General features: G+C 45.2%; 10 protein-coding genes. 5 read left to right on the top strand and 5 right to left on the bottom strand.

Going from position 1 to position 17,758, the window contains the following annotated elements:
• Positions 1-210 precede the first annotated feature (210 nt).
• From NQ505_RS06765 to NQ505_RS06745, 5 genes are all read right to left on the bottom strand, one after another.
• Positions 211-1,146, bottom strand: coding sequence for a rhamnogalacturonan acetylesterase (locus NQ505_RS06765; RefSeq protein ID WP_009001040.1), 936 nt, complete (start codon positions 1,144-1,146; stop codon positions 211-213).
• 98 nt (positions 1,147-1,244) lie between these two features.
• Positions 1,245-2,858 carry a hypothetical protein gene (locus NQ505_RS06760; RefSeq protein ID WP_032854010.1) on the bottom strand — a complete coding sequence of 538 codons (1,614 nt, stop codon included), beginning with the start codon at positions 2,856-2,858 and terminating at the stop codon, positions 1,245-1,247.
• Between the two features lie 50 nt (positions 2,859-2,908).
• Entirely contained in the window at positions 2,909-4,705 is a 1,797-nt protein-coding gene (locus NQ505_RS06755) for a fimbrillin family protein (protein ID WP_157179105.1), read from the bottom strand.
• A 27-nt stretch (positions 4,706-4,732) separates the two neighbouring features.
• Positions 4,733-5,635: a fimbrillin family protein gene (locus NQ505_RS06750; protein WP_009001043.1), complete on the bottom strand. Its 903-nt coding sequence runs from the start codon at positions 5,633-5,635 to the stop codon at positions 4,733-4,735.
• An 11-nt stretch (positions 5,636-5,646) separates the two neighbouring features.
• Positions 5,647-6,519, bottom strand: a complete 873-nt coding sequence (locus NQ505_RS06745) for a FimB/Mfa2 family fimbrial subunit (RefSeq protein WP_009001044.1) — start codon at positions 6,517-6,519, stop codon at positions 5,647-5,649.
• Positions 6,520-6,766: 247 nt separating this feature from the next.
• On the opposite strand from NQ505_RS06745, the gene NQ505_RS06740 reads away from it, so the two are divergent.
• The 5 genes from NQ505_RS06740 (at position 6,767) to NQ505_RS06720 (ending at position 17,723) form a co-directional block, all read left to right on the top strand.
• On the top strand, positions 6,767-8,890 hold the full coding sequence (locus NQ505_RS06740) for a hypothetical protein (RefSeq protein ID WP_009001045.1): 2,124 nt from the start codon (positions 6,767-6,769) through the stop codon (positions 8,888-8,890).
• Between the two features lie 118 nt (positions 8,891-9,008).
• Complete coding sequence (locus NQ505_RS06735; protein ID WP_009001046.1) at positions 9,009-10,247, top strand: rhamnogalacturonan acetylesterase; 1,239 nt, start codon at positions 9,009-9,011, stop codon at positions 10,245-10,247.
• A gap of 25 nt (positions 10,248-10,272) precedes the next feature.
• Positions 10,273-12,798, top strand: a complete 2,526-nt coding sequence (locus NQ505_RS06730) for a glycosyl hydrolase 115 family protein (RefSeq protein WP_009001047.1) — start codon at positions 10,273-10,275, stop codon at positions 12,796-12,798.
• Positions 12,799-12,819: 21 nt separating this feature from the next.
• A complete protein-coding gene (locus NQ505_RS06725) occupies positions 12,820-14,736 on the top strand; it encodes a hypothetical protein (protein ID WP_009001048.1) in 1,917 nt (638 codons plus the stop codon).
• 14 nt (positions 14,737-14,750) lie between these two features.
• A complete protein-coding gene (locus NQ505_RS06720; RefSeq protein WP_009001049.1) occupies positions 14,751-17,723 on the top strand; it encodes a glycoside hydrolase family 2 protein in 2,973 nt (990 codons plus the stop codon).
• Positions 17,724-17,758 lie beyond the last annotated feature (35 nt).

Raw genomic sequence — 17,758 nt, 5'->3', positions numbered from 1 at the left:
AACTGTCAGACGAAAGTTTAACAGTTGTCAGACGAATAGAATTATGCAGCACTAGGGATAAATTCTTTAGATGCTAGAAACAAATAGATGCTGATTGGAACTAATTCTGAACGATACGAAAACGGCTCATGCCTCGAAAACATGAGCCGTTCCAGCGTTGTGGTGGGAATTATAGTTTTTCTATGTCTGCTATTCAAATGACGTTTCCTGCTAGATTGCCGGACTTCCGTAAGTGACGCCTTCATCTTCCGTAATCTTTATCAACTTGTTTCTAATCTCCGGCTTGAGACCATATTGCCCTGTACGTACAAGCACTGTACATTTCTTCCTTGCCGGAATCGCTTTCAAAGCCTCATCCAAGGTGAAGAAATCACCGCTTCCGTCCGTGGCTACCACATAATCGAAGTGACGGATATATTTCCCCAGTTCGGGAATTTTCTTGCCGACCGCATCAATCGCCATTCCGGCAAATACGCGGGAACCTTTGATATTCAGATGTGTATCATCTTTCTTTCCAGCCCACATATACAGTTCTTTCGATTTCTCCGGCCCCATCTGTTGCACCAGATCATGAGTCATCTTGTTCATATCAATGAAGACCACATTCAGTTCTTCAGCTATCTGTTTAGGAGAAAGAAGATAGTCACCATGCGTATCAGAGAGTGAATCGGTAAAGTTCCCCGCTGCATCCTGACAGAACTTACGACGGACGATAGAATTGAAAAGGATGGGAATACCGCCTTTTGCACGGGTTTCATTCACGAACTTACGCAGATTATCGTCGAACGTACCGCCCGGTTCGGTATAGAGTTTCGGATTGTCTTTTTTCTCGTCATTATGTCCGAACTGGATAAACACATAGTCACCCGGCTTAATCTGATTGACTACCCGCGTCCATCTTTTTTCGTCAATGAAACTTTTTGTGCTGCGACCACTAGCTGCATGATTGGCAACTACCACTTTATCGGCAGGGAAAAAGCTGCCTAGCATCATTCCCCATCCACGTTCCTTATTTCGCGGACTCTTCGCTAGATTTCTATTTGCCATAGTCGAGTCACCAATCATATAAATTGTTACCGGAGAATTGTCTGTGATGGCGGAAGTAAAAAGTACAAGGGCCACCAGGAAAAGAAATTTCATTTTCATAATCATGATTCATTTAAGTGTGACATAGTTCTCATGCGAAATACCTTCAAGGCATTCCGGCATGAGAACTAACATTTAATATATATCTTTTGTGGTTTCTAAAATGAGAGTACACAACGAACTCTGCGGTTACTGTTACTTGTTTTAGTGGCACCGGTGGTTGTAAGGGAGGTAGCAGTCAAAGACACAGAATGTGCATAAACCAATCCCTTATTATTTCTATTGTGTTCTGAACTCGACCAGTAATTTTTCGAACTTTCAAATTCATCGACTGATGATGATGCAGCTTTCAGACAAGTATTCAGATTTTCGAATACCGATTCTCCACTCAAACTAATTGCGATATTGCTAGATGTCGTCTCGTTATCTTTCAGAGCGGTCAGTCCTTTCGCTTCTCCCAAGTTCTCAAAAATATCCCACCATTGGCCTATACTTGGCAAATACCAACCACTGCTGCCTTTGGGAGCTTTATATGATGTCGTTGCCGCCGTTTCTCCATACTGGCTGGCCTGATAAAAAGCTCCGTTCACCTCCTGAAAAGTAGCCTCATTTGCATACGTATCCACCATATACTTCGTTTTCACATATCCGCCTATCTCCTGATACATCCCCTTATAGGTAGATGCATGTTCCGCAAATGGAGAATTTTCCCCATCGCCTTCCGTGGCTGCCTTTCCCCATTTGGAGTCTTTACCTGCATTAGTCAGTGCCATGACGCAGCCATGTGTCCATCCCTGTGCCAGTTCATCGACACTCATACGCTCCGTATCTGCCTGAAACACAATTCCGATACAGCCTTCAGGTACACTGGCTACATCTCCGGGAAGTATAGTTCCATCACTCATATAATAATCTCCTACCTGAACATCACGGCTACCCGGAGGTTCTACTCCCTCATCAAGCGTATAGAAAAGATAGTGTTTAGCAGCTGCATCGGAGGCAGTAGCCGCTATGTCGAATTTCCGTGTACCTATATAATAAGGATAGCTGCCTTTCAGGGAGAAATCCGCATCCGGCTTGATGATATAACGCAGGATTCTTTCATCCGAAGTCTGATAAGGAACCTTTCCTTCTTCCCACGAAAAAGCAGGTGCACCCAAAACCGTAGTAGCCGGATGATATTTCACTTTACCGTCTTTGGTAGTCGCGCATTTGCCCAACGGAACTTCGATTACGATCAATGCCATCTGATGTTCCAAATTGACATTCAATGTAGTTCCTGATACGAGTCCTTCTCCTTTCATCAGGTCGCTTTTCGTATAATCCTCATAAGTGGCTTGATTCAGACGAGGTTCGAATGAAGTAAAATATACCTCCAGTTCCTCTTTACTGCTAACCGAAGTATAAGGATAGTAAACGATATACTCATCCCCTTGCTTATGTGACAATGGTACTCCTGTCCAATTACCCTCATCATCAAGAGTAAAGCGATAATTTTTAGCTACTGTCTCTCCTCCATTTCCGGATGACGGTGTGAGCTGCAAAACACCAATCTCGTCACCGGAAGTAAATTGAGTTGTGTAACCTTCTTCTACAATGCGTGTTTCAACAGTGCCGGTAGATATATAATTGTCCGAAGTGACTTTGAGAGTGAGAGGAAGTCCCCCTTCCGGCAAAGTGGTAAAAGCATTTTCTTCCTTGGAACAGCCTGATAGAGCTGTTAGCAGAAAAACAGAAGCTGACAGAATAAATAACTTATATAATTTCATCATATTCTCATTTTTATTTTTTTCATATACGGAACGTTTCTTCAGGAGTCCACTTAGAAAGCCAGAATGCAGCGGACATTCGTAGAAGGATTATCCTTATTATTATCTCCAATTCGCAAAGAATATTTCTTACCCGAGCCATCGAAAAGGACACGCCGGGCGACACCGCTGCTCTTTTCCGAGCTCGACCAATAATGAACATCTGCCTTAAATAAAGTAACAGTTTGTCCACTAGCACTCATAAGTTCGTTCATCCGGTCTATGGCAACTTGGGAAACTCCATTTTTGAGTTCAACAGTAGTTCCTGAACTATTTCGCAAGGCTATCAATCCATTAGCATCACCCAGATTTTCCAGAATGTCCCACCACTGTCCGATAGTAGGCAGATACCAGCCGGAAGTCGTTCCATCGGCAGGTGCAGCATACTGTCCGCTATCATCCGTTCCATAATTTTCCGAGTGGTAGAAAACATCATAAAGTGTGCCGTCGGCAGTTGTTACTCCGGCAAGTTTCTGTCCGGCAATGTATACTTTCTTGCCATATCCGTCAATATCGCCATACATATCGAAGTTTGTTGCCAGATTCGGGAAGTAATTAATGCCTTCAGTCATTTCTCCCGTATCTTCATCTATGGTCTTATCACCCCAAGTACACTTTTCGGCAGCATCGGTCAAAGCCATCACGTACCCGTGTGTCCACCCTTTTGCCTTTTCAAGTGCACTGATACGTTTTGATTCTGTCTGAAAAACAATGCCGATACATACTCTCCCGTCTGTAAAGTCAACGGGACTTTGCGCCGGAGTTTCCCACTCTTTCTCACCTGTTGCATGATTCACTTTACGCAAACCACCATCACTTACTGCCCAACCCGTTCCATCTGCTGTACGGTAAAAGAAATCGCCGGGTTTCATATCGTCCGCCGTGTAATAAGTACTGCTGACAACAGTTTGTTCTTTCCCTTCTGCCCAGGCAGGACCGGAAACGGCAAGAGTCACCTCAATCTCATTTCTGTGGGTTATCTCAATATTGTAAACATACAGGTAACCGGCTTGCAGGTTTGCATCATCCTCCGCCGGGATATAATAGGCCTCAACACCATCCACTACTACTTTAATAAACTGTTTGCCTCTCATTTGTTGCGGCACCAGTAAGGCTTGCAGTGTCTGCAAACAGCCTTCTGTTACGCTCTCTTCATCCAGTTTTTGAGGAATAATTGTTGCCTCTCCGGTAGTTTGTGCCACTTCACCCGTAGCCATGTTTATTTCACCGGAAGCTAATGCCATGTTGACAAAGGTTACTTCTGCATTCTTCACTGTTTCGGGATCTTCCACTCCTTCGCCGGCTTTCAGATTCAGTTTCACTTTTGCTGGCAGATGATAAAAATCCAGAGCCGGTTGTTGACCGGAAAAGGTAAAAATACCTTTGGCTCTCAAGAAGTCGCTGTTCTGAAAACCATCATTTTGGTTCTGATCCTGTTGCACAGGGAACGATGCGGGCAACGCTTCTGTGCCATTGCAAGGAAACCATGCCAATACATCAACCGTTGCCGTCTTGCTTTCCCAATAAAAGGGGGTATCTTCGGTTGTCAAAGCTCCGTATGTATCTGCCTTATACAACTTTATTCCGTCACCGACTTGTACGCCCACTTCTTCCGTTCCAGTCCATGTTCCTTCCGAAGTAGTCCGCGTGATCGACTGGTTAAAGACTTGTCCCACAAACTCCATCGGATATTTATTGTCCGGCGAACCGGAAATTTCTTTTTCATCAGATGTGCATGATGTCAGTACACCGCCTGCTGCCATAACAAACAGCCAGGCGAACATCCGTAATTTTCTACTATCTGGTTTCATAATTATCAGACTCATTAACAGGTTGAATTATATATTTATGTTCACATCCTTATCTCCGGGAGTTTCATCCCACCCGTGGATAGCGGAAGAAGAGATGGTAAGCCGTTCACGGTTCACTGTAACGTTATACTCGTACACTTTGCCCGGTGTTAAAGCCAAATCAGCAGATTCTTTCCCCGTCAGGCTTGCTCCTTCATAGACAGTTCCATCCTCCTGAATGAATGAGAGTGCAACACCGCCGGAAACTGTTTCGGGCAGGAGGATAAATGAGTAAGTATTTCCAGCCGGTACAATGGTAGTTCCGGCAATAAATTCAAGTCCGCCCGCTTCTTCCGCATTAATTTCAGCACTACCGGTGATGGTATTAAACGTACCGGTGGGATGCAAAGAGGCAAACCGGATAATACCGTTACTAAAGTCCGCATCTTCCGCAAAGCCACTACCCGGTAGGAAGTTCAGCACTACTTTGCACATCTGATGCCGGAATTTAAAGTCCAGGAGTGGAGCTGCCTCCGAACCTTCTGCAGTAGCATATAAATAATCGAAGTTTTTACTTTCATTCTGATTACTCACATTTACTTTAAACGCACCTCCCGTTTCGTTGAAAGGATGATAAGCAGAAAACTCTACAGTCTTCTTATCTATATAATAAATTATCTCTCCCGCAGGAATGAAGGAAGAGCCTTTGGAGAAGTCATACCGTTTATTCACATATTCAACATTTCCGCTTTTTCCGGTTATGCCGATTGCGTCTCCGGTTTCCCATACGTCATTTGCAACCCGGCTCACCGGCACGTTGTCCGCATTGACAGTTCCCCATACACTGGCGGCCACCGGAAATTGCCCGGCTGCCTCTTCCGCCTCTTGTAAATTGTTACATGCAGCCAACATCACAAATGATACTGCCGTCAAAAGAATTCTGGTTCTCATAGTTCTATATTTTAATGAAGTTCGACATCATCCGGCCCATCCACAAATTCCGGTTCCCATGGTAGGATAGTCCCGGAGCCGTCAATACCTCCGGGAAGTTCAAAACGAGCCTTGAGGGAAAGAGGGGCAATATCGTTTCCGAAATATCTCAGGACATCGGTCAGGTCGCCTTTGAATTTGTAATGTCTTCCCAAGGACAAATCCAACTGAAAAGTGAGTTCCTGTTTTTCTTGCGCCATTACACCTAATATACAAATGGTGGCAGAATAAGAACCGGAAGGTTGTTTCTTGAAGACGAGTTCGATGTCTTTTGCTTCGGACAGTTCTTCCGTCGCAAGATTAAATGTAGACGCAATGCCTGACAAAACAGCTTCCAGTTCCGTCGCTTCAAGCTGTGCAGGGTCGCCGCCCTTGGGAGTCAAGGTCAATGTCAGTTTCCTGACACGCTGTTTCATTTTCAGGGAAGTTTTCACAGTCTTGCCGGGTTCAACCACTACCGATTTAATACGGGTATTGGAAAAAAGGTATCCCGGTTGCTGAAGTGTCCCGTTTTCATGGAGCGCCACGGTAGCGGTAAGGTTATTCACAGTCATATTCTCAGGGGTGTTGTAGGCAGCCAGTTCATACGTCCCCGCATCCAGCAAAGAGCTGAAAGTGGCGGTACGGGTATCCATTGCCTGTTCACCGATACCCACAACGGCAAGGGTATAATTGCCGGGGAGTTCCGCTTCTTCCGAATAATCGTCCCAGTTTGCCGCAATTTCCACGCTGCCTTGCCCGGCAGCATCATCAGACTCATTATCTGAGCAAGAAGTTTGGAGCAACGTAACTGCCGGCATGAAAAGCAGGAAAGCATACGCAATCTTCAATTTACGAGTTTTCATAATAGTATTATTTTTATAGTTCAACTTTTACAAAGTACAGAGATACATTCATCAATGTATGGCAAATGTATGCAGAGAATAAGTGCCGGGGAATGGACATCCGTACACAAACCAGCACAGATTATCAAATCCGCTCCGAATAAAAAACAGCACGGACAAATAATCCATGCAAACGTACGAGCGTCCATGTTACGGACACGATACTCTCATCATCTTTGTAAGCGAACGTTAACCAAATGTATTGACCATGAAACATTTACGTTATTTATCCATATTCGGAATGCTCCTTTTTATTGTTGCCTGCGGAGATGAACAAATACAATCGCCGGCAAACGATAATATGGAGAATACCGAAAAAAAAGAAGAACCTGAAAAAGAAATTATAATAGGGGAACGCGGTATGTGGGTGAGTTATGACCCTACTCCCAGGGGAACGTTAAACCACACTTCCGGCTATTCACATGCTTTAGTCAGCTGGCGACTACTCCCCACTGACCCCGATAACCTGGCATTTGATATTTATAAAAGCGAAGATAACGGCCCGGAAGTCAAACTGAACGAAACTCCCGTTACAGACGCTACCTGTTGGGCGGATAAAAGCATTCATGCACAGACGACCCATAGATATCGTGTCACTGTTGCCGGTTCGGAACAAACGCTCTGCGAATATACATTCACTCCCCAAATGGCGGAAACATTTTATCGTGCCATCCGGCTAAACAGTAACCTCCCCGACCCCAGCCTGACCTATGCCGCTAATGATGCACAAGTAGGTGACCTCGACGGTGACGGAGTAATGGAAATCGTACTTAAACGTCAACCTTACGACGGAGCAAACCAGGGCGGGTGGCGAGAGGGCACTACGCTGCTCGAAGCCTACAAACTGGACGGCACTTTCCTTTGGCAGATAGACATGGGTATCAATATACGTTCCGGCTCTCATTATACCTCTTTTATCGTGTATGACTTTGACGGTGACGGAAAATGCGAAATTGCTTTCCGCAGTTCCGAAGGCACTAAATTCGCCAACGGCGAAAAAATAACGGATGCCAGTGGAAACATAAATGATTACAGGCAAAAAGATCCTTCAGGGAAAGGATGGTATTCGGGAAAGTCGCTACACTCTACCTGTGGTTTAATCTTTGACGGGCCGGAATATATATCCATCGTCAACGGACAGGGGATAGAAGTAGGCCGTACCAATAATATTCCGCGGGGCGGTGAAGGGAGTAACTATGAGCGTGCCAAATACTGGCATCATTACTGGGGAGACGACTACGGCAACCGCATGGATCGTTTCTTTATCGGAGCCGCTTATTTGGACGGAATCCCGCAAAATGGTGTCAAAAAAGCCAATCCCAGCCTAATCGTCACTCGTGGAATCTACAGGAACTGGCAGGTATGGGCACTCGATTTCAATGGTTCTTCCCTGCTTCCCCGCTGGAAGTTCAATACGAACGATAAAGGATATGAGTCTTACAGGGATATGGGTTCACATACATTCAGAGTGGCAGACCTGAACGGTGACGGATATGACGAGATTCTCTACGGATCAGCAGCCATCGCGCGCAACGGCAAAGGACTTTATTGCACGGGAAACGGACACGGAGATGCACTCCATGTAGGGAAATTCATTCCCGACCGACCGGGATTACAAGTGGTGGCCTGTTTCGAAAACCCGAATAAATATATAAATAGCGGATTTGGCTATGGCTGTGCCATATTCGATGCAGCGACGGGGAAGTTTATAACCGGTCATGCAGGCGGATCAGGCTCTGGAAGTGGCGAAGATGGTGCAGATGAAGAGGATGAAGAGGATGAAGATAAAGATCCGCCCGGAGATGTAGGAAGATGTCTGGTAGCAGACATTATTCCGGATAGTCCCGGATATGAATACTGGTCGTCCGAGGCCAGCGGCGTGTATAGTTGTCAGACCGGACAGCTGCTTAGTACGACTTTGCCTTCTGCCAAAACCGGTTCCAAAAGCTACAACAACGCTATCTTCTGGACAGGCGACCTGACCCGCCAAATGTTGGATGATGTGATGGTACATAGCTACACGAAATCTGCTCCGTGGGATAAATCGCGGGTAGTCACTTTTACCTATTACGGCAGTGGGGTTTATTCCAACAACTCCACCAAAGCCAATCCCTGTTATTATGGAGATTTCCTGGGTGACTACCGTGAAGAAGTGATATACCGGAGCAAAGACGGAGAGTACATTTATATATTCTCCAGCAATCATCCCACCGGACACCGGTTTGTACATCTGATGAACGACCATACCTATGATATGTCACAGGCAATGCAGAATGTAGGCTACAATCAGCCGACACATCTGGGATATTATATTGGTGCGGACAGTAAATAACACAATTAATCCATATTTTCACACGTATGTCCATTATACATGAAAGAAAAACGCACTATTTTAGCTGCGGAAACGAGAAACAAGAATTTCACTCACACATACTCTAATTTTACCTGAAATGAAAACAACTTTATTGAGCCTTTTATTACTGGCATCAGTTAGTATAGAAGCACAAAATTTACCACAGACTTTTAAATTAGCCGACGCTCCCCGCTACTCGGAAAAAACCGGATATGGATACGACCGTGTAGACATTCCTAAAAAAGGTAGTAATGCACCTTTTTATTTCTCGGTACGTGTGCCCGACGGAAATTACCGCGTCACTGTACGCCTGGGAAGTAAGAATCAGGCAGGAAATACGACTGTCCGTGCAGAATCACGCCGCCTGTTCGTAGAAAATCTGCCGACAAAGAAAGGAGAATTCGTAGAAGAAACATTCATCGTCAATAAACGCAGTCCCCGCATTTCCGCCAAAGAATCCGTAAAGGTAAAGGATCGCGAAAAGAGCAAGTTAGATTGGGACGACAGATTGACAATCGAAATCAACGGAGAGGCACCTGCATGTGAAAGCATCCATGTAGAAGCTGCCGACCCTTCCATTCCCACAATCTTCTTATGCGGAAACAGTACGGTAGTGGATCAGGAAAATGAGCCCTGGGCCAGTTGGGGACAAATGCTTCCCCGTTTTCTCAATGACCAGATTTCCGTAGCCAATCATGCGGAATCCGGTTTATCCGCCAATACATTTATCAGTGGAAACCGGTTGAAAAAGATTATCTCACAAATGAAGAAAGGAGATTATGTATTTGTGGAATTCGGGCATAACGACCAAAAACAGAAAGGGGCCGGTAAAGGAGCTTATTACTCTTTTATGACTTATCTGAAAACATTTATCGACGAAGTGCAGGCGAAAGGCGGAAATCCGGTGCTGATTACCCCGACACGCCGCCGCAGATTTAACAAGGAGGGCCGTACCGTCAATACACATGGCGAATATCCGGATGCAGTACGATGGATCGCAGCAAAGGAGAATGTACCTTTAATAGATTTGAATAACATGACCGGTACGCTGTATGAAGCATTAGGCGAAAGTGAATCAAAAAAAGCCTTTGTACACTATCCAATGGGAAGTTTCTCCGGACAAAAAAAGGAATTGGCTGATAATACGCACTTTAATCCTTACGGGGCCTATCAGATAGCCAAATGTGTGATTGAAGGGATGAAAAAGGTTACGCCGGAATTGACTAAATACCTGAAAACAGATATTTCTTACAACCCGTCCCAACCGGACAAAGCAGAAACATTCCTTTGGTGTCCGGCACCTTTCTGCGAAATGGAAAAACCCGACGGAAATTAATAATATAACCATAAAAACTAATATCATGCTTTTACGTTCTTTCTTACTAATCATCGTTTTTGTATGTAGTCAGATTGTACGCTGTGACGACTTCGTTTGGTACAATGGAAAACAGGCCATATCGTATGCTATGCCCCAGTCTACCGCCCCAGTTGTAAAAATAGCTTTTGACATGTTCGCCGGGGACATGAAGCAGGTTACGGGCTTTTCGCCGAAACAGAGCTCTGCATCCAAAGCAACTATCCGCATCATACAACTGGATAAAGCAGACAAAAAAGTACAGAAGGAGTTGCGCGAATTAAACATACCGGTCGATAATATCGCAGCTAAAAAAGACGGCTTTTATATTTCAGTAGCGGGTGGCTCTGCAAATAAGCAATTACTCATCGTAGGCAGCGACGGCAGAGGAACTGCTTATGGAATACTGGAACTGTCACGTCTGGCAGGTGTATCGCCCTGGGTATGGTGGAGTGATGTTACTCCCGAAAAGCGGAGCCAACTTACCATTGACGGCAATTACAAGACTTTCCAGAGTCCGTCCGTAGAGTATCGCGGTATTTTCCTGAATGACGAGGACTGGTCCTTGCAACCCTGGAGCTGGATGACTTTCGAGCCTTCCAACATCAAAGGACGCATCGGCCCCCGTACCTATAAAGAAATATTCAAATTACTGCTCCGCCTGCGTGCCAATGCCATTTGGCCGGGTATGCATGGCATTACCACTCCTTTTTATCTTGTACCCGGAGCCAAAGAAGTGGCCGACAGTTGCGGCATCGCCATCGGCACCTCACACTGCGAACCTTTGATGCGCAGCAATGTAGGAGAATGGAGCGTGAAACGACGGGGAGATTATAATTATATCACTAACCGCGATTCTGTACAGGCTTACTGGATAGAACGATTGAAAGAAGCCGGGAAATACGAGAATATGTATACAATCGGCATGCGGGGAATCCACGACGGACACATGGAAGGGGTAAGCACCATGGAAGAAAAAGTCAACGCCCTGCAACAGGTAATCAATGACCAGCGCAAATTATTGACTAAATATACCAATCCGGACTTAACGAAAGTTCCGCAAGTATTTGTTCCCTACAAAGAGGTATTGCAAATTATGGAGAACGGCTTGGAAGTGCCGGATGACGTGACGCTCATGTGGTGTGACGATAACTACGGATACATGACCCGTCTTAGCGACGAAGAACAGCAGAAACGCAGTGGCGGCGGTGGTGTTTACTACCATTTGAGCTACTGGGGACGTCCGCACGATTATATGTGGTTGTGTACTACCCAACCGGGACTTATCTATAACGAAATGAAACAAGCATACGACCATAATGCACGCCGTGTATGGATCGTCAATGTGCATGACCTGAAACCTTCAGCTTACAACCTTGAGCTATTCCTGGATATGGCATGGGATATTCATTCCGTGGCTCCTTCCACCCTGAACGAACATCAGGAGAAATGGCTCTGCCGTGAGTTCGGCGAACAGGCCGGCAAGAAATTATTTCCTGCCATGCATGAGTTCTACCGTTTATGTGGCATCCGCAAACCGGAACACATGGGATGGACACAAGTAGAATTAGACAAGAGAAGGTATCCCAGAGGTCGTTCGCAAGTGATTGATACCGAATTCAGCCTGACTGAATTTGGCGGAGAGCTAGACCGCTATCTGGATTCTTACGAAACGATCAAGAAGACTGTTACGGAAGCAGAAGCCCTGATTGCACCCGAACGTAAAGATGCATTCTTCTCACATATCAAATATCAGGTATTTGCTTCTGCCGCGATGAGTACCAAAATGCTGGAAGCGCAGCGTGCCCGTTCCTACTCAACAGGACAGTGTGACGAATCTCTTTGGGGACGTGACAAGGCGATGTTTTCGGCCTGTGCCAGAAGTATGAAAGCCTATCAGGAAATCAAGGAACTGACTGATTACTATAACAACGAAATGGCGAACGGCAAATGGAAACATTCCATGTGTTTCTATCCGCGCGATTTGTATGTGTTCTATCCGCCAACTCTTCCTATAGGATTGACCGACAAAGAAGTAGATAAATACCTGGCTGAAAGTCCAAAGAAAACATCTTCCCGCAAAATTAAAACGGATAAATGTATCAGTTACAATGCTTGTAATTATACCCAAGCATCGGAAGGAGCTACGCCTATTCAGGCACTTGGACACAGTATGAACGCCGTTGCCCTGCCTAAAGGCGGCTCACTGACATTTGAATTCGACTGTCCGTGGGAAGGAGAAGCATTGTTACGTACTGCCGTCATACCGACTCAACCGAATGACAAAGGAGATATCCGCTTCAGTGTCAGCATAGACGGAGGAAAACCCCAGGTTCTTTCTTTCCGCGAAAAAGGACGTACGGAGACATGGAAACGCAATGTACTGCGTGGGCAAGCCATAAAGGAAACTAAACATTCACTAAAAAAAGGCAAGCACACGCTGACTATCACCGCTTTGGATAAACATGTTGTAGTAGACCAATGGATGATCGACTTTAAGCCGAACCGTAAATTTTATGTGTTCCCACAGTAACCTTAAAAAGGTATCAACGCCATGAAATACACGCCGTTATTTATCATCGGATTTATACTTTGCTTATCTGCATGTACGGATAATCAGCTTCTTCCGTCCTCTTCGGATGACGGGGAGAAACCGGTGGTAAAAGAAGAAAGGAACTATACTCCAAGAATGTTATGGGCATCTATCAACGGCAGGGCAGACGCTACAAACGACAAGAACAAGATACATAATAAAAAGATTCTTGTCAGTTGGCGCATGCTGCCCACTGACGATACTGAAGTAGCATTCGACCTTTACAGAAAAAGTGGCGACCGGGCTGAAATCAAAGTAAACGAGAACGCTATCACGGTCACCAACTTTCAAGATGTTTCGGCCGACCTTTCGGTAGATAACACATACAGGCTCTGTTACCATTCGAGTACAGTAACGATAGATACCTATACTATCACTGCACAACAGGCTTCCGCCGGACTGCCTTATATATCGATTCCCTTGCAAGGAACGGAAGGCATCGCTCCCGGATTAGTGTACAAAACCAATGATATAAGCATAGGTGATCTGGATGGCGACGGACAATATGAAATCGTACTGAAACGGCTTATCTCTTCTCCGGATGGTGATGAAGACAGCGAGACGGGCGACACGAATGACGGCATACGCCACTCCGTATTACTAGAAGCCTATCGTCTGGACGGCACATTCATGTGGCGGATGGCAATGGGTCCCAATGTGCCAACCGGAAACGGAAGTTCATTCGCAGTATATGACTTCAACGGGGATGGTAAATGCGAAATTGCATTGCGTACTGCTGAAGGCACCATTTTCGGGGATGGACAGGAAATTGGTGATACCGATGGGGATGGAAAAACGGACTATCGGGTAGCAGGCAAGAAATATATACATGGCGGGCCCGAATTCTTATCCGTGATAGAAGGCGCTACCGGCAAGGAACTGGCACGAACGAACTACATCGCTCTCGGACAAAGTGAAGACTGGGGAGATAACTATTATAAGCGTTCAAGTAGTTACCGGATCGGAATGGCACGTTGTTCCAACGACGCTACCTCTGTCATTATAGGACGGGGATGTTACGCCAAAATTGTAGTGGAAGCATGGAACTTTAGCGATAACCAACTGTCCCGCGTCTGGCGTTTCGATACTACCGACGGTATTCACAGCGATTATGATGGCCAAGGATATCACAGCATGAGTGTGGGTGATGTGGACAATGACGGATTAGATGAAATAGTATACGGTTCATGCACCATAGACCACAATGGAAAGGGGCTCAACTGTTGCGGACTGGGACATGGCGACGCATTGCATCTCGGAAAATTCGCCCCGTCAAGAAAAGGACTTCAAATATGGTCTTGCTTTGAAAGCGGTACGGTAGGTGCTGCCCTAAGAGATGCCAATACGGGAGATGTTATATGGAAATTTGACAAATCAGGAGATGTAGGACGGTGTTTGGTGGCAGACATCGATCCGGATAGTCCCGGCTGCGAAATGTGGTGGTATAAAGGAAATGCTCATTCTTCTTCCGGCGTTGATTTGGGTTATGTTCCAAGTTCGTGCAATATGGCAGTGTGGTTCTCCGGTTCCCTTAACAGGCAATTATTGGATAAAGGTACTGTTAATTCCTACAAAGACGGGAGAGTGTTCACCATATACCGTTATGGAGTTACCACCATCAATGGAACGAAAGCCAACCCATGTTTCTATGGAGATTTTCTGGGTGACTGGCGGGAAGAAATTATTCAACCGACCTCCGACAATACGGAATTACGCATATTCAGCACCTGGTACCCCACGGAATATCAGTTTCCATATCTGATGAGTGACCATATTTATGAAATGAGTGCTCTTAATCAGAATATCGGTTATAATCAGCCAACTCATACCAGTTATTATATCGGTTCCGACCTGATAGAGAATAAAGAAAAAAAATAATATTATATTTGATTATGAAACAAAAGATTATACTGTTTATATTTATCGCGTTCAGCCTATCTGTTATGACAACAGTGCAGGCTTCCGAACGTAAGAAATACAATTTCAACAGTGAATGGCGCCTGCATGTCGGCGATAATGAACAAGCCTCAAAAACCGAATTTGATGACAGTAACTGGAAACAGGTAACCTTGCCGCATGCCTTCAATGAGGATGAAGCATTCAAGCTGCACATAGCACAGTTGACAGATACAGTTGTTTGGTATCGCAAACATTTTCAGGTGAAAGATATAAAAGATAAAAAAGTATTTATCGAATTTGAAGGTATCCGCCAGGGTGGCAGTTTCTATCTAAACGGAGAATATCTGGGTATTCACGAGAATGGTGTCATGGCAGTAGGTTTCGACCTGACTCCCTTTATGAAAGAAGGAAACAACGTGCTCGCCATACGTATTGATAACAACTGGCAATACCGGGAAAAAAATACCAAATCGAAATTCCAATGGAACGACCGTAATTTCAATGCAAACTATGGTGGTATTCCCAAAAATGTCTTTCTGCATGTTACGGACGAAGTGTATCAGACTCTTCCTCTTTACAGTAATCTGAAAACTACCGGTGTATACATCTATGCTACGGATTTCGACATCAAAGGGCGTAAAGCTAAAATTCATGCCGAGTCTGAAATACGGAACGACGGCCGGGAAACACGTAAACTGACCTATCAGGTCACTCTGAAGGATATGGACGGTAAGACTGTGAAAACATTCACCAGTCCGGGAATTACCCTGAATCCCAAAGAGACGAAGGTGATACAGGCAGCAGCCGAAGTAGACAAATTGAATTTCTGGAGCTGGGGATATGGTTATCTTTATACAGTGACAACAGCTTTGAAAGATGAAAAAGGAGAAATATTCGATGAAGTTATCACACGTACCGGATTCCGTAAGACGCATTTCGGTGAGGGTAAAGTTTGGCTAAACGACCGTGTAATCCAAATGAAAGGTTATGCACAGCGCACCAGCAATGAATGGCCGGCGGTCGGCGTATCTGTTCCTGCCTGGTTGAGTGATTACTCGAATGGATTGATGGTTGAAAGTAACGGAAACTTAGTCCGCTGGATGCACGTCACTCCCTGGAAGCAGGACGTGGAATCTTGCGACCGTGTCGGACTCATTCAAGCGATGCCCGCCGGTGATTCTGAAAAAGATTGCGGAGGTCGTCAATGGGAACAACGGACAGAACTGATGCGCGATGCTATCATTTACAACCGTAATAATCCCAGTATCTTGTTTTATGAATGTGGCAACAAAGCCATCAGACTGGAGCACATGATCGAGATGAAGGCTATACGTGACAAATTCGATCCTTACGGCGGACGTGCCATAGGTTCCCGTGAGATGCTCGATATACGCGAAGCCGAATACGGCGGAGAAATGCTCTATATCAACAAAAGCAAGCATCACCCCATGTGGGCTACGGAATATTGTCGTGACGAGGGTTTACGTAAGTATTGGGATGAGCATAGTTATCCATTCCATAAGGAAGGTGCGGGGCCTCTTCATAAAGGAAAACCAGCCACCAGCTATAATCACAATCAGGATATGTTCGCCATAGAAATGGTAAACCGTTGGTATGATTATTGGAGGGAACGTCCCGGAACCGGGTTAAGGGTTAGTTCGGGGGGAACGAAGATAATCTTCTCCGACAGTAACACGCACTGTCGCGGCGAGGAGAACTACCGCAGAAGTGGTGTTACAGACCCGATGCGTATTGAAAAGGATGCTTTTTTCGCCCATCAGGTAATGTGGAACGGCTGGGTGGATACGGATAAATATCAGACGTATATCATTGGCCACTGGAATTATCCGGAAAAGACTGTAAAACCTGTCTATGTCGTTTCAAACGGGGAAGCAGTAGAATTATTCCTGAACGGAAAGTCACTGGGTAAAGGAAAGCGGGAGTCAAACTTTCTCTTTACTTTCGACAAGATCACTTTCCGTCCCGGTAAACTGGAAGCCGTAAGCTCTGATAAAAATGGTATGGAAGTCAGTCGATACCATATAAGCACAGCCGGAGAAGCAACTCAACTGAAACTGACTGCCATACAAAACCCCGAAGGATTTCATGCCGATGGCGCTGATATGGCATTGTTGCAAATAGAAGTTGTCGACAAAGAGGGCCGACGTTGTCCATTGGATAACCGCACTATAAAATTCTCTCTAACAGGGGAAGCGGAATGGCGTGGCGGTATTGCACAAGGAGAGAACAATTATATATTAAGTAAAGACCTGCCGGTAGAGTGTGGAATCAACCGGGCATTGATACGCAGCACGACGGAAGCAGGCAAAATCATTGTCACTGCCCAAGCAGAGGGACTTCCCGCTACAACACTGACTTTGCAAACCACACCTGTAAAAGTTACGGATGGATGCAGTGACTATCTACCGCAATACAGCTTAAAAGGAAAATTGGATAAAGGAGCAACGCCTCTCACACCTTCTTATATAGATAGTAAACGTGATGTTGCAATCATTGCTGCCAAAGCGGGTTCTAATCAGAGCGAAGCAATAAAGAGCTACGATGACAATGAACTAAGCGAATGGAGTAACGACGGACAGCTGAATACTGCCTGGATCACTTATCAGCTGGAAAAAGAAGCCACCATTGATGATATTTGTATCAAGTTAAACGGTTGGCGTTCGCGTAGTTATCCACTGGAAGTCTATGCAGGAAAAACGAAGATATGGAGCGGCAGTACGGAAAAAAGTCTGGGTTATGTCCATTTGGAAATCGACAAGCCTGTAAAATCGGATAAGATTACAATCCAACTGAAAGGAAGCACCATAGATAATGATGCATTCGGAGAAATTGTTGAAGTTGCAGGGGGAGCCGCCAATGAAATGGAAAAGAAAGCCCAAAGCAACAAAGGGAAAAACGGACTGCGTATCATAGAGGTGGAATTTCTGGAAACAATAAAGAAATAAGAAAACATTGCTCAAGCAAGTAACGATAACGCTAT

It is taken from the genome of Bacteroides sp. D2 (genome assembly GCF_025147085.1).
In the GTDB taxonomy this organism is placed as follows: Bacteria; Bacteroidota; Bacteroidia; order Bacteroidales; family Bacteroidaceae; genus Bacteroides.
This window is presented reverse-complemented; position numbering and strand designations above follow the sequence as displayed.